We start from the raw sequence: 13,069 nt of genomic DNA, 5'->3' as shown, positions 1-13,069 counted from the left end.
TTTTTTATTTAGATGGATTTTGCTTCAATTGATTCAAAATATTGGAAATTATTGAATCGATTTCTCGCTTATCATAGTCCGTCAATTCAACTGATTTAACCATTGCAATCGCTTTTTTGCCTTTTTTACAATTATAACGATCAGTCTTTTTTAACAAAACCAAAAGCTCAGTCTCTAAATCTTTTTTAAACTCGTTTATGAGGCTAGTGATTATCGAGGGCTGCATTTGATTAATGGTTGTTCTTATAGCTTCTGCATTTTCAGAATTTGCAATTTGAATGCTGTCAAAATATAACGAAGCCGTATTTATAAGAGCTTCAAGTTTGTTTTTTCCTCTTAAATAAAAAGCGTCTATTGGTAAAATTGTTGCTAATTTAGTCAACATATTCTCATAATCTCCGCTAATAATTCTAAAGTTTTCGAAAGTTTGTTTTTGGGCTAAAGGAACAGAAGTTGATTTCATAATCGATGTAATCTGTTCTTTAATATTTTTTAAAGAGTCTTCGTTTAATTTAGGGGAGATTTTCTTTATTTGCATAAAGAAATAGTCTAAATATGCGGATGTCATTTTTTCAACATCAAAACGATTTACTAGAAAGAATACTTCTAATAAGTAGTGGATAGATTCATTCAATATCTTCCTTTCATCATTTTTCTTGTTTTTAAAATGAAGCCAAAGAGTTGTAATGGAGCCAATTGCTGCTCCTAAAAAGCCGGATAGAGCTGTTATTAAAATTGCATCGTATGACATTTTTATCCTTATCGAATTTTTTTCATCCACTAAAATACATCTTTTTCTTGATTTAAACATAATGCATTCGCAAAAGTCTAAAAATAACCTTTGCCTTTACCCCCGTCCCCCGCAAAAATCTATATTGCGCAAAGATACACAGGAACGATTATGACCGACGTTGAACTTAAGAACTTGAAAGACCGTCTTTGGCATTCTGCCGACATGCTCCGCGCGGGTGCGCACCTTGCCGCAAACAAGTACGGGCAGCCGATTCTTGGCCTCATCTTTTTGCGCTATGCCGATATTTTGTACAAACAGCACAAAGACGAAATCAACGCCGAGTTCGAAAAGCTCAAGGGCACGCGCCGCGCCCGCACCCTGAAAGACATTTCCATCGAAAAGTGCGGTTTCTACCTGCCGGAATGCGCCTACTTTGACGCAATCAACGACGCGCCGGACGATGCCAAGAAGGCGACCCTTGTAAAGGGTGCGATGAAGGCCATCGAAGAAGAAAACGAGAAGATGGACGGCGTTCTCCCCAAGGATGTCTATGCGCAGCTCGTTCCCGAAGAAGAACCGGAATTGCTCTCGAAAATCGTGCGCGTGTTCAAGGACATTCCCGAAGACATTAGCATTGACCTGTTCGGCGAAATCTACGAATACTTCCTGGGCAACTTTGCACTCGCCGAAGGCAAGGACGGCGGAACATTCTATACGCCCGCAACGGTCGTGCGCTACATGGTGAACGTGTTGCAGCCTCACGGCATCAACAAGAAGTTCCTGGACCCCGCTTGCGGTTCGGGCGGCATGTTCGTGCAGGCAGCCCGCTACATGCACCGCCACAATGCAAGTGCCGAAAACGACACGGCGATGAACTTCCGCTGCTACGGTGTAGAAAAAGAACCCGACACCGTAAAGCTCGCGAAGATGAACCTGCTTTTGAACAATGTGCGCGGCGAAATCACCGAGGCGAATTCCTTCTACAGCGACCCCTACAATGCGGTAGGGCAGTTCGATTACGTGATGGCGAATCCGCCGTTCAACGTCGATGAAGTCGTCGTCGAAAAAGTCCAGAAGGACGAACGTTTCTGCACTTACGGCGTGCCGCGCAACGCGACAAAGTCCGCAAAGAAGGGCTCCGACAAAAAGGAAACCGTGCCCAATGCGAACTACCTTTGGATTGGCTACTTTGCGACCGCGCTGAATGAAAACGGCAAGGCGGCACTCGTCATGGCGAATTCCGCAAGCGATGCAGGCAAGAGCGAATACGAAATCCGCAAGAAAATGGTCGAAGAAGGAATCATCAGCCAGATGGTGACGCTACCCTCGAACATGTTCAACTCGGTGACGCTCCCGGCAACGCTCTGGTTCTTCGACAAGCAAAAGGCGAACAGCAAAAAGAAAGACGAAATCCTCTTCATTGACGCACGCAACGTATTTACGCAGGTGGACAGGGCACACCGCAAGTTTAGCGACGAACAGATAAAGAACCTCGCCGTCATCAGCCGACTCTACGAAGGCGATACGCAATCGTTCAAGGACTTGCTCAAGGAATACAAGGAAAATCTCAAGAACGCGCCCGCAAGCAGCGACGACAAGGATGTCAAAACCAAAGATTATTGGCAAGCGCAACTGAATTGGCTCGCCGAACGTTTCCCCAACGGCAAATACCAGGACGTAATCGGACTCTGCAAGGTCGCAAAAATTGACGGCGAAGACGGAATCAAGGACCAGGATTATTCGCTGAACGCCGGCCGCTATGTGGGCGTGGTGATTGAAGATGACGGCATGACCGAAGATGAATTCAAGGAAACGATGCTCGGACTGAACGACGATTTCGCCAAGCTGAGCGCCGAAGCGAAGAAGCTAGAAAAACAGATTGCGGAAAACATGAATGCGTTATTTTAGGGACAAAGGGGAAAGCATTCCCCTCGCTACAGCCACTTGTCATTCCCGCAACCTTCGCTGTCATTCCCGCGAAGGCGGGAATCTCCAAGCGTCTTATGCTTCCCCTTCTGCGGGGACACCCCGCAACACCCCGAAAATGTCATTGCGAGCGTTGCGAAGAAATCTTAAGGAGTGATGTTAACAGCATGTCATCTTGAGCGAAGCGTTAGCGGAGCCGAAGGATCCAGGGAATCATATTATGGAATATACAACGTATAAATTGAGTGACATCTTGAAAATTGGGAATGGGAAAGACCATTCTTCCTTGGATGATGGCGAATATCCTGTTTTAGGCAGTGGCGGAGTAATGCGCTACGCAAATCAGTATTTGTATGATGGTGAAAGTGTTCTTTTGCCACGAAAAGGCACGCTTAATAACATTCAGTATATTAAGGGCAAATTTTGGACTGTTGACACGTGTTATTATACGATAATTAATCAAGAAAAAGTCGTTCCGTATTATTTATATAGAATGTTAAGATATCTTGATTTGAGTGGTTTAGATTCTGGTGCTAGTATTCCAAGTATGACATCAAAATGTTATTATGGAATAAAAATAAAGCTACCATCAATTTCGACTCAACGCCGCATCGCCTCCATTCTCTCCGCTTACGACAACCTGATAGAAAACAACAACAAGCGAATTAAGATTTTGCAACAGATGGCGGAGAACCTTTACAAGGAATGGTTCGTTCGCTTCCGCTTCCCCGGCCACGAAACCACCCCCATCGAAAACGGAATCCCTAAGGGATGGAGTATAAATCGTTTTGATACAGCAGCTATGTTGATTAATGGAAGAGCATATTTGATGCCTGAATTATTGTCAGAGGGAAAATATCGCATCGTTCGTGTAGGAAATTTTTCCGGAAAAGACGAATGGTTCTATTCGGATATGGAATTAGAAAGTGATAAATATTGCGAACAAGGGGATTTGTTGTATAAATGGGCTTGCAATTTTGGTCCCGAAATATGGAATGAAGAAAAAGTCATTTACCATTATCACATTTGGAAAGTCGTCCCTAAGAACAATGTCAACAAAGCATATCTGTATTTCTACTTAAAAACATCTACTCCATTATGGATGGGTGGAACTAACGGAACAGCAATGGTTCATATAACAAAGGAATCTATGGAAAAGAAAAAAATGGTTGTTCCGCCTAAATCTATTCTTGATCAATTTGACAATATCGTTGGTCCAATGATACGGAATAGACTTTCTTTACTAAAGCATAACGAAAACCTCATCAAACAGCGCGACCTGCTCTTGCCCCGCCTCATGAGCGGAAAACTTGCTGTATAGTAAAAGAGGCTCTTATGGCAAAGATGGTTTTAGATTTACAGCAAGCATGTTTAGATGATAAGATTTCTTGCTACTATCTGCTTCTGAAAGCGTACGCCATAGCCTCTAAACTGTCCATCACAGATATGGCGGATTTCTGTACTAGAGAAATAAATGGTTATGCAGGAGTTAAAAGATCGCTTATTCCCTCATATCGACGTATTCCTGTAAATACAGAAGCCTATAAAGAATCTTCTAAACGGTGGGAACCTGTATCGTTTCCTGCGGGAAATCCTTGGTCTATGCACTCTGTTGTTGGATCTATTGCTGAAATTGAAAAAATTGACGAGTCCAAAGAAAAAATGTTGCATATTCGGCTCAATTACGATGAACAAGTGGCTATTTACGAGATTATTGATATGCCAAAACCTCTGCCTATTCGCCAAATTTTTATGGCTGGACAAGTTACATCAATTCTTCATTTAGTCCGTAAACTTGTATTAGATTGGGCGCTAAAATTGGAAAAAGAAGGCATTTTAGGCGAAAACCTTACCTTTTCCAGCGAAGAACAAAATCGAGTAAAAAACATCCCTTCTATTCAAATCATCATTAACGGAAATGTTTCTAATTCAAATATAGCCGGTGAACTCAAAGACTCTATTTCAAATATCCAAACACAGGGATAGTTTATGGCTAAACTGGTTATAGAATTACAGAAGGAATGTTTAAATCCAGCTTTGTCCTATGCGAATCTTTTTCAGAAAGCATATTTCATTGCTCAAAAACTTGAGCAAAAAGAGATGGTTGATTTTCTGAAGAATGAAATAAATGGCTATAAAAACATTGATGAACTTCCCGATATTCGTTATGTTGATTTGACATATAAAGCCTTTAATCCTATGCGAGGTTGGATTCCTTTTCAAATTCCTTCGACAGGAATATATTCCAAATTGCTGAAGGGACCAATATTTTTATCTGTTGGGGAAATGCAGAAATTTCTTGATGCAGAAGACTCTGTATTAAATACCGTGGTCCCATTTGAATTACAACGAGAACTTATAAAAAATTCAAATATGTTTTTTGATACTGAGATCAAGGCTTTTTTCTCAAAAACTCAATTGGTAAGGATTCTTGACACTGTAAAAAATCAGATTTTGGATTGGTCTATTGATTTAGAGCGAAAGGGTATTCTTGGAGAAGATTGCATTTTTTCAGAAAAAGAAAAGGAAATTGCTAAAACTATGACTCTTATTGTCAACGGAAATGTTAATGGTGCTAATATAGTCGGAAGTATGACGAACTCGTCCGCTACAGTTAATAACAATGGCAAATTAGATTTCGAATCTTTAAGACTGCTTGTCGAACAAATCAAGAAAGAAATGGAAAAGACGCAAACAGCTGATTCTGAGGAAGTCGTTGTTTTGAAAGAAAAAATAGAGCAATTGGAACAATCTATAGATAATCGAGACGAAAGTTCTGTTGTTGAAACGTTAAAAGCCATTGCAGCAGGAGCGATATCCTCTGGCATTTGGTCTATTGGCTCAACGGTGTCAAGCTATATTTCATCGATAACGGGTTAGGCAGAATGAAACTAATCGAAGACTTTATCGCCGATAGTGCAAAATCGCAAACACCGCTCCCAGATTTATTGGAAGAGGCTCGTTCTGTCGCGAACGTGATTGGCGAATTTGAATTTGCTTCTTTTTGCGAAAAGGAACTAAACGGCTATGACGAAGACGATTTGCCCGATTATCGCTATGTTGAAAAGAAGGTGCAAGGTTGGTATGATAGTCCACTTGAACCCAATGCCAAACGTTACATGACGACAATGTCTAAATCGTATGAGATTAGAGATCCGATGAAAGTTGTTTGCGACATATCGAAAGAACAGAAAGACTATGAACGTTTTTTTGAAATACCAAACGACCCTTGGAAAGGTTTATATAAAAATAAAGAGATAATAAGACTCATTTCTTTCCAAAGAATTGAATTTTTTGTTAGGCAGAAAATCAATGACTGGAAAAATCAGATGCTTAAAAATGGGAAGTTGGCTTTAGACGGAAGCAATCCTAAAATGGAGATAAACAACATCAATATCAATGGCTCTGTAAATGGTTCCAATATTGTTGGAAATATGGATAATTCGTCTGCCTCAGTAAATAAATCGTAAGTTTTAAAAAATAGGTGTTTTTTTTTGTTGTCTTTGTCAAATTTAACAAATTTTTGACAAAAATTATTTTCATAATAGTGTTTTATATTTTTGCCACTTTTTAATTGAAAATGACTATATATTTGCAAAAATAAGCAATTTTAAATGTATAAAAATATGTTTAAAATGTCAAATTACTTGATTTTTTGACAAATACGAGCTATATTTATATCGATTATGAATGTTGACTTGGACATTAAGGATTTTGCGCTGAAAAACAATAGGAAATTCCGTTTAGAGGAACTTCTTGTTTCTTTGTTCAATTCAAAAGTTGAGTATTCGCTGATGTCGGTGCATAACGCCATCCAAAAAATGGTTGCTAAAAAGCAATTGGTAAAGGTGGGGGATGATGTGTACGAAATTGCCGAATCACAAAAAAATGGTTTCCGAACAGAAGACTCTCTTGCGGAAAAAAAACTGTATTCGTTTTTAAAGCAGAGTTTTCCTTTCGCTCAATTGTGTGCTTGGAATGTAAAGGAACTTGCGTATTTTACGCAGCATGTTCCGATGGTGAATTTCGTAATTATTGAAGCCGAAAAGGATGTGGTCGATGCTGTTGCAGATCGGCTTAATGAACCTGACAAAAGGATTGTCCTAAAGAATCCATCGCTAGAGACGATGGAATATTTTTCCTCGTCAAAAAAAATTATTGTCGTTAAAAATTTAGTCAGTCAGGGACCTTTAGATAAAACTGATGAACTCAATGCTCCGAGGCTCGAAAAAATTCTCGTTGATATTCTCTGCGATAATGAATTCTACTTTCTTCGCGGTATGGAAACTGTTTATGTGTATCAGAAAGCTTTTGATTTATACGATATAAATGTGAAGGCTCTAAAACGTTACGCTAGCAGAAGGAATAAGCTGAAAGAGGTTGAGTCTTTGCTTGCGAATATCGCTTAATCCCCTTTTGTGGCGAAAAGTTGCACCTATTGCGCGGGGAGAGATCATTATGTATATATCATATGGTTGTAAAAAGAGGTGCGTAAATGATTTCTCCAGAAAGTAGGACGAGGGAATGGATAACGTTTGTTTCAAAGAAGTATCGGGTTTCTGATGTAGCGTTACTTGAAAAGACTATCCGTGCGTTTTCTTTACTTGAGGCGTTAGCTCGTAGCGGTTGTCCGTTTGTTTTTAAGGGCGGTTCGTGTTTGATGCTGCATTTCAATACTGAAAAACGTCTATCGGTTGACATTGATATTATTTGTGCTCCTGGGACGGACGTTGAAAGGTATATAGGTATGTATGCCAATGATTATGGGTTTGAAAAGCCTGAGCTTGTGAATAGAAAATCGAGATTCAATGTTCCTAAGATGCACGCAAAGTATAATTACCAAGTCGCTTATAACGGGAGTCGGAGCGATTATGTATTGCTAGATGTTCTTTTGGAAGATTCTCCTTATAAACAAGTTGAGAATAAGGCTGTACAGAGTCCTTTTTTAAAGATCGAAGGCGAAAATGTTTGGGTCAATGTTCCCTCAAAATCCGATATTCTTGGCGATAAACTTGCTGCGTTTGCTCCAAATACAACCGGGATTCCCTATTTTAAAAAGGACAAGGCCGGAAACGATAGGGACTGTTCTTTGGAAATTATGAAGCAATTGTTTGATGTGGCTTGCTTGTTTGATTCTCTAGATAATTTTGAAAATGTTTTTGAAGTCTATAAGAAAAATGCTTCTGTAGAGTTGGATTATCGCAACTTAAAAATTGGTGTTGAGGATGTTCTGATGGATTCAATAAATACGGCTTTGTGCATAGGAACAAATGGATATTCTGATAAAGAACGTTTTTCGTTATTGAATCATGGGATTCCTAAGTTGCAGAGCTTTGTTTATGGGAATCGTTATGGATTAAGTAATGCGGTTGTTGATTCGTCTAAGATTGCGTATCTGTCGGCGTGCTTATTGAAAGGAATGTTTATTCCTGAAAAATACACCTCTGCCAATGCGAAAAATCTTGCAGAGGTGAAAATCGAGGCTTCTGTTGGTTCAGATTTGGCGGTATGGACTAAGCTAAATAAGCTAAAAAAGTCAAATCCCGAGGCTTTTTATTACTGGTTTCGTGTTTTTGAATTGCTAAAGAGTTAATTTTATGGCATGAAGTCCTTTATTTCCGAAGATGATATCGAACAAGCGATTCTCCAGATGCTGGAATCACCGGAGTTCGGTTACGAGGTGGTCCATTGCGACCCTTCTCCGGAAAAGATGGAAGTGCTGCCCGATGGCACGGGGCGTTCCAGCAAAAAGCAGTGCGTGTTGCCTGTTGTTTTGCGCGAGTCGCTCACGAGGCTCAATCCCGAAGTTCCCGCAAACAAGCTGGACGAGATTGCGCAGGATTTGGTTCGCGACTATTCCGGCACCGACATGACGGCGACCAACTACGCGCTCTATAAGAAAATTCGTGACGGTGTGCGCGTCACATTCCTCAAGGACGGCAAGCCGGATTTTGGCGATGTGTCGCTTATTGATTTCGCCAACCCCGAAAACAACACGTTTACTGCCGTTTCGCAAATGTGGATTCAGGGACACTATCATTTTCGCCGCCCCGATGTTCTGGTGTTTGTCAACGGGTTGCCGCTAGTTTTTATCGAACTCAAGAACAGCACCGTCAAGATTGAAGAAGCCTACAACAAGAACCTCCAGGATTACCGGAAAGAAATCCCGAATCTGTTCGCCCTGAACCAGGTGTGCGTTCTTTCGAACGGTTTTGAAACCAAGCTGGGCGCGTTCAACGCGAGCTACGATTACTTCTTCGAATGGCTCAAGAAAAGCGAAAGCGACAAGATTGACCGCAAGTATATTCGAGGCGAAGGCGTAAGTGCGCAGTACATGGTCAAAAGTTTGCTCGACAAGGCAACCCTTATTGACTACATCGAAAATTTTATTCTGTTCCAGAACGGTTCTATAAAGATTATCGCCAAGAACCACCAGTTTATGGGTGTCAACAACTTGTGCCGCGCCGTAGAGAACCGTAAGGAACTGGACGGCAAGTTGGGCGTATTCTGGCATACGCAAGGGAGCGGCAAGAGTTACTCGATGGCGATGTTTGCCCGTAAGGTCAAGCGTAAGTTCAGTGGCAACTTCATGTTCCTTATTATCACCGACCGCGAAGACCTTGATACGCAGATATACAAGAACTTCTTGCGGACAGAAATCATCGGCCCGCAAGATGAATGCCAGCCCAAGAATGGCGAACAGCTTCGCGAATACTTGCAAGGGAACAAGCCTTTTATATTCACGCTGATTCATAAGTTCGGTTACGACAAGGGTAAAAAATACCCTGTCCTTTCTACCCGCGATGATATTTTCGTGTTGGTGGATGAGGCACACCGCACGCAATACAAGACTCTTGCCGAAAATATGCGCACGGCGTTGCCGAATGCGAACTTCGTTGCCTTTACTGGCACTCCGTTATTGGGAAGCAAACGTCTGACGAACCAGTGGTTCGGCGACTATGTTTCGGAATACAACTTCGCGCAGTCTGTGGAAGATGGCTCGACGGTGCCGCTGTTCTATAGCCGTCGCGTTCCTGAAGTGGGTTTGCAAAACAACTTCCTTGATGACGATGTCGTGACGATTATCGAAGATGAAAATCTGAACGACGCCGAAGCCACTTTGCTTGAAAATTCTAGTTCTCGCATTCTAGAAGTCATCAAGCGCGAAGACCGCTTGGATAAAATTGCTCGGGATATTGCACACCATTTTCCGCGTCGCGGGTTCCTCGGCAAGGGAATGGTCGTTTCGGTAGATAAGTTCACCGCTGTAAAGATGTACGACAAGGTTCAGCACTACTGGAAAGAAGAAAAGAAAGCGCTGACCATTGAACGGAATAATGTCGCAACACAAGAAGAACGTGGTCGCCTGACCGCCATCTTGAACTACATGGATAAAGTCGAAATGGCGGTTATCGTTTCGGAAGAAGTGGACGAAAATGAAAAGTTCAAGGCACAGGGTCTTGATATTACAGCTCATCGCAAGAAAATGAACGAAATTACGCCCGAAGGCAAGGACATCGAGGATCGCTATAAGGACCCTGAAGACAAACTGCAGCTTGTGTTTGTGTGTGCCATGTGGCTTACGGGTTTCGACGTTCCGAACCTCTCTACGCTCTATCTTGACAAGCCGATGAAGAACCACACGCTTATGCAGGCAATCGCCAGAGCAAACCGCGTGTATCCGGGAAAACCATGCGGTATCATTGTTGATTATGTGAACGTGTTCAAGTTCATGAAACAGGCTTTGGCTGCATATGCCATTGGCGATGACGGTGCGGAATTCCCGGCTAAGAACATTGATGAATTGATTGGCTATATCGACGCTTGTATTGACGAAGCGGACAAGTTTTTGCTGGAACGGAATATCAATATTGAAAAGATTCTCGATGGAGTCTCCACGTTCGACAAACTGGACGAGTTCCGCAATGCTTATGACACCATTATTTCTGTTGATGAAGATGTCAACAAGTTCAAGGTGATTTTGAATACCTTGATGAATCTTTATGAATCTTCTAAGCCGGAAATTTTTGAACGCAACTGGAGTAATCCGAAATTCAGTCCGCTTATTTATTTGCACGGGCTTTTCTTCAGGCTTATTGACGATGAAAAAATCAACAAGGCCCGTAAGCGCATGGGCGATTTGCTGGATAGCAGTGTTTCATCGGAAAGAGTGAAGGCTGATGGAGCAACAGAACTCCGTGATGTATCGGGCGTTGGGTCGTATATGCGCGGATCCAAGCTGATTGACCTTTCTAAAATCGATGCCGACGGACTGCGCAAGGAAATCAAACAGGCAAAATACAAGGCCGTCGAAATTAATGATTTGAAAGAGTTTATCGAAAAGGCCTTACGGCAAATGATAAACCGCAACGTTACGCGTATCAAGTTCTCGGAACGGTTCCGCAATATTATCAACCGCTACAATGCGGGTGGCACCGAAAATGAGGATTACTACGAGCAGCTGGTAAAGCTCGTCGAAGAATTGAAAAAGGAAGATTCACGCTCGGCAACAATGGGTCTGAGCGACGAAGAACTTGAAATATTCGACCTTCTCGTGATGGGAAAAAAGCTGACGAAGGCGCAGGAACAGGAAGTCTTGCTGACATCTAAGGCTTTGTTCCACAAGTTGCATGACAATCGTCAAAAAATTCTTGTGGTGGATTGGTTCAAGGACGAACAGACCCGCGCGAAAGTCAAGAGTACGATCGAAGAAGTTCTCGATGCGCAGGATCCTCCGCATCTGCCCGATTGCTACGACATTGATTTATTCAACGTCAAAAGCAACCTGCTCCTGAGCCACTTCATTGATATGGCCGTGCAAGGCTATGGCTGGGCAAGAGGCGGAATATAATTGCCAGATTTTGATAGAGTCAATAGAGAACAATGTTAATTCTCTAACAGCACACCCTCTTGACTGCAACATTCCTGCGAATGTAGTTTATGGATAAAACTACAAAAAGGAGCTTTCAGTGGCGAAAGAATTAATTCATGATGTTTGCCTTTTCGTTGACGGAGTTGCAAGTGTTTGTGATGACCCGAATATAATTGCAGAAAAGGCTTTGGCTCGTTTCGGGAAAAAACAAAAGCGAGTGGTGCAGTACGTTTTATTAATGAAGACAAAGACTTTATCCGCAAAACAGTTTGCTGAGGTTCTAAGCCTTCGCGATTTCTCAGACGGCTTGTATGATGTCGAGGCGGAATGTGCGAAAAGGAACGGTTTGGTAATCGTTTATGGTTATTCTGATGATGTGATTCAAGTGGATGGTGCTGTTCGTACATTTGGTGATTGTTTTCAAGGTGGTAAATTTCACTTGGTAAAGAATAAGGGCTGTTGAAAATTGACGGATGGTGTCGGCAAATGCAATAATATTTCGGCTTTGTGGTATAGTTGCGATGCCGTGAATGATTGCGGCGAATGCATTCCGTGGTCGTACAAGACAGATATTCCGTGTGAACAATTTTATGTTACTAGAGAAGGCGATCCATTTTGCGAGGGATTTGTCTTTAATATAAATGATTTAGTTGACTGATTCAAAAGTCAACTTTTATCGCCGACGAATTCAGAAATCGGCGATAAATATGAAAAACGGCGATAAAAGTGGCGATAATTGCTTAAATCGACGATAAAATGGCGACAAATACCAAAAGTGGCGACAAAAAAACGGCGATAAATTTGAAAAATGGCGATAAAAAGACAGCTAAATAAGTTGAAAAAAATCCACGGATTTGACTCTGTGGATTTTTAAATGGAATTCTTAACGTTGTGCTCTACGTTTTTGGATTTCGTTTAGCGGAACGCCAGAAATGCTAGAGATGTCTTCATCCGTAAATTTGGGATTGGCAAACATAGCCTCAATCCAATCGCGATCACGTTGAGCCAGTTTTTCCGCCATTTCTTCTTCTTCGACTTCGGCGATGGACTTGTATCCATAAACTTCGCTGCATTAATAAGCGTGCAAGGCGAGCGTTGCAAAAATATGCTTGCATATTTTTATTACCGAGCCGCCGCCGCGGACGCCGTAGGCGTCAAATATATAAAAGTTTGGGTAAGAAAGTCTTCAGCCTCTTCGCGAGGGAGAGACTTGAGTCCTGCCATGGCTGGCTTCAAGTGTTTCTTTAGTTTTTCTCCGTTAAAAACGTACTTCAACGCAACTAATGCAAGCGCAATTTTAGGCGATATCTGCGGAATTTCAAAGTCTTCGAAGATTTCACTCACGTCAACGACTTCCAACAAGAACGGCAATCCAATCTTGTGGTAGTATTCAGGATAATTCGGATACATTACCTCTTTTTCTATGCGGAATGGATCTTTTCCATTGTACAAAACGATTGCAACAGTCATTTTGTCAACTATAGGTGTGGCGCGCCCTTTCCCCAAATCCGTAATCCCCACTACTCTCATTTAAAAAA

The 13,069-nt window shown here is 41.8% G+C and carries 12 protein-coding genes; 9 read left to right on the top strand and 3 right to left on the bottom strand.

Annotation, left to right across the window (positions count from 1 at the left end; all coding sequences use genetic code 11):
* Positions 1 to 4: 4 nt before the first annotated feature.
* Positions 5 to 751: a hypothetical protein gene (locus tag HUF13_RS03205; RefSeq protein ID WP_173473782.1), complete on the bottom strand. Its 747-nt coding sequence runs from the start codon at positions 749 to 751 to the stop codon at positions 5 to 7.
* Between the two features lie 150 nt (positions 752 to 901).
* On the opposite strand from HUF13_RS03205, the gene HUF13_RS03200 reads away from it, so the two are divergent.
* From HUF13_RS03200 to HUF13_RS03160, 9 genes are all read left to right on the top strand, one after another.
* Positions 902 to 2,641, top strand: a complete 1,740-nt coding sequence (locus HUF13_RS03200) for a class I SAM-dependent DNA methyltransferase (RefSeq protein WP_173473781.1) — start codon at positions 902 to 904, stop codon at positions 2,639 to 2,641.
* A 238-nt stretch (positions 2,642 to 2,879) separates the two neighbouring features.
* A complete protein-coding gene (locus HUF13_RS03195; protein ID WP_173473780.1) occupies positions 2,880 to 3,980 on the top strand; it encodes a restriction endonuclease subunit S in 1,101 nt (366 codons plus the stop codon).
* Positions 3,981 to 3,994: 14 nt separating this feature from the next.
* The gene (locus HUF13_RS03190; protein WP_173473779.1) at positions 3,995 to 4,645 is read left to right on the top strand and encodes a hypothetical protein; all 651 of its coding nucleotides are present in this window, start codon (positions 3,995 to 3,997) and stop codon (positions 4,643 to 4,645) included.
* A gap of 3 nt (positions 4,646 to 4,648) precedes the next feature.
* Positions 4,649 to 5,539 (top strand): hypothetical protein, encoded by an 891-nt coding sequence (locus HUF13_RS03185; RefSeq protein ID WP_173473778.1) that lies wholly within the window; start codon positions 4,649 to 4,651, stop codon positions 5,537 to 5,539.
* A gap of 5 nt (positions 5,540 to 5,544) precedes the next feature.
* Complete coding sequence (locus tag HUF13_RS03180; RefSeq protein WP_173473777.1) at positions 5,545 to 6,129, top strand: hypothetical protein; 585 nt, start codon at positions 5,545 to 5,547, stop codon at positions 6,127 to 6,129.
* Positions 6,130 to 6,345: 216 nt separating this feature from the next.
* On the top strand, positions 6,346 to 7,068 hold the full coding sequence (locus tag HUF13_RS03175; protein WP_369697072.1) for a DUF6577 family protein: 723 nt from the start codon (positions 6,346 to 6,348) through the stop codon (positions 7,066 to 7,068).
* An 86-nt stretch (positions 7,069 to 7,154) separates the two neighbouring features.
* Positions 7,155 to 8,252: a nucleotidyl transferase AbiEii/AbiGii toxin family protein gene (locus tag HUF13_RS03170; protein ID WP_173473775.1), complete on the top strand. Its 1,098-nt coding sequence runs from the start codon at positions 7,155 to 7,157 to the stop codon at positions 8,250 to 8,252.
* A gap of 9 nt (positions 8,253 to 8,261) precedes the next feature.
* Positions 8,262 to 11,510, top strand: coding sequence for a type I restriction endonuclease subunit R (locus tag HUF13_RS03165; protein WP_173473774.1), 3,249 nt, complete (start codon positions 8,262 to 8,264; stop codon positions 11,508 to 11,510).
* Between the two features lie 118 nt (positions 11,511 to 11,628).
* A complete protein-coding gene (locus HUF13_RS03160) occupies positions 11,629 to 11,994 on the top strand; it encodes a hypothetical protein (RefSeq protein ID WP_173473773.1) in 366 nt (121 codons plus the stop codon).
* Between the two features lie 420 nt (positions 11,995 to 12,414).
* Here the strand turns inward: HUF13_RS03160 and HUF13_RS03155 are convergent, their stop codons facing one another.
* Both HUF13_RS03155 and HUF13_RS03150 read right to left on the bottom strand, forming a co-directional pair.
* Positions 12,415 to 12,552: a hypothetical protein gene (locus HUF13_RS03155; protein ID WP_173473772.1), complete on the bottom strand. Its 138-nt coding sequence runs from the start codon at positions 12,550 to 12,552 to the stop codon at positions 12,415 to 12,417.
* A 101-nt stretch (positions 12,553 to 12,653) separates the two neighbouring features.
* Positions 12,654 to 13,001 (bottom strand): hypothetical protein, encoded by a 348-nt coding sequence (locus HUF13_RS03150; RefSeq protein ID WP_173473771.1) that lies wholly within the window; start codon positions 12,999 to 13,001, stop codon positions 12,654 to 12,656.
* Positions 13,002 to 13,069 lie beyond the last annotated feature (68 nt).

This window comes from Fibrobacter succinogenes (assembly GCF_902779965.1).
GTDB classification, from domain to species: Bacteria; Fibrobacterota; Fibrobacteria; order Fibrobacterales; family Fibrobacteraceae; genus Fibrobacter; species Fibrobacter succinogenes_F.
This window is presented reverse-complemented; position numbering and strand designations above follow the sequence as displayed.

What these genes read in the sequence shown, in the direction of transcription:
- HUF13_RS03205 (WP_173473782.1), bottom strand. Translation starts at nt 751, where the DNA reads ATGTCATACGATGCAATTTTAATAACAGCTCTATCCGGCTTTTTAGGA.
- HUF13_RS03200 (WP_173473781.1), top strand. Translation starts at nt 902, where the DNA reads ATGACCGACGTTGAACTTAAGAACTTGAAAGACCGTCTTTGGCATTCT.
- HUF13_RS03195 (WP_173473780.1), top strand. Translation starts at nt 2,880, where the DNA reads ATGGAATATACAACGTATAAATTGAGTGACATCTTGAAAATTGGGAAT.
- HUF13_RS03190 (WP_173473779.1), top strand. Translation starts at nt 3,995, where the DNA reads ATGGCAAAGATGGTTTTAGATTTACAGCAAGCATGTTTAGATGATAAG.
- HUF13_RS03185 (WP_173473778.1), top strand. Translation starts at nt 4,649, where the DNA reads ATGGCTAAACTGGTTATAGAATTACAGAAGGAATGTTTAAATCCAGCT.
- HUF13_RS03180 (WP_173473777.1), top strand. Translation starts at nt 5,545, where the DNA reads ATGAAACTAATCGAAGACTTTATCGCCGATAGTGCAAAATCGCAAACA.
- HUF13_RS03175 (WP_369697072.1), top strand. Translation starts at nt 6,346, where the DNA reads ATGAATGTTGACTTGGACATTAAGGATTTTGCGCTGAAAAACAATAGG.
- HUF13_RS03170 (WP_173473775.1), top strand. Translation starts at nt 7,155, where the DNA reads ATGATTTCTCCAGAAAGTAGGACGAGGGAATGGATAACGTTTGTTTCA.
- HUF13_RS03165 (WP_173473774.1), top strand. Translation starts at nt 8,262, where the DNA reads ATGAAGTCCTTTATTTCCGAAGATGATATCGAACAAGCGATTCTCCAG.
- HUF13_RS03155 (WP_173473772.1), bottom strand. Translation starts at nt 12,552, where the DNA reads ATGGCGGAAAAACTGGCTCAACGTGATCGCGATTGGATTGAGGCTATG.
- HUF13_RS03150 (WP_173473771.1), bottom strand. Translation starts at nt 13,001, where the DNA reads ATGACTGTTGCAATCGTTTTGTACAATGGAAAAGATCCATTCCGCATA.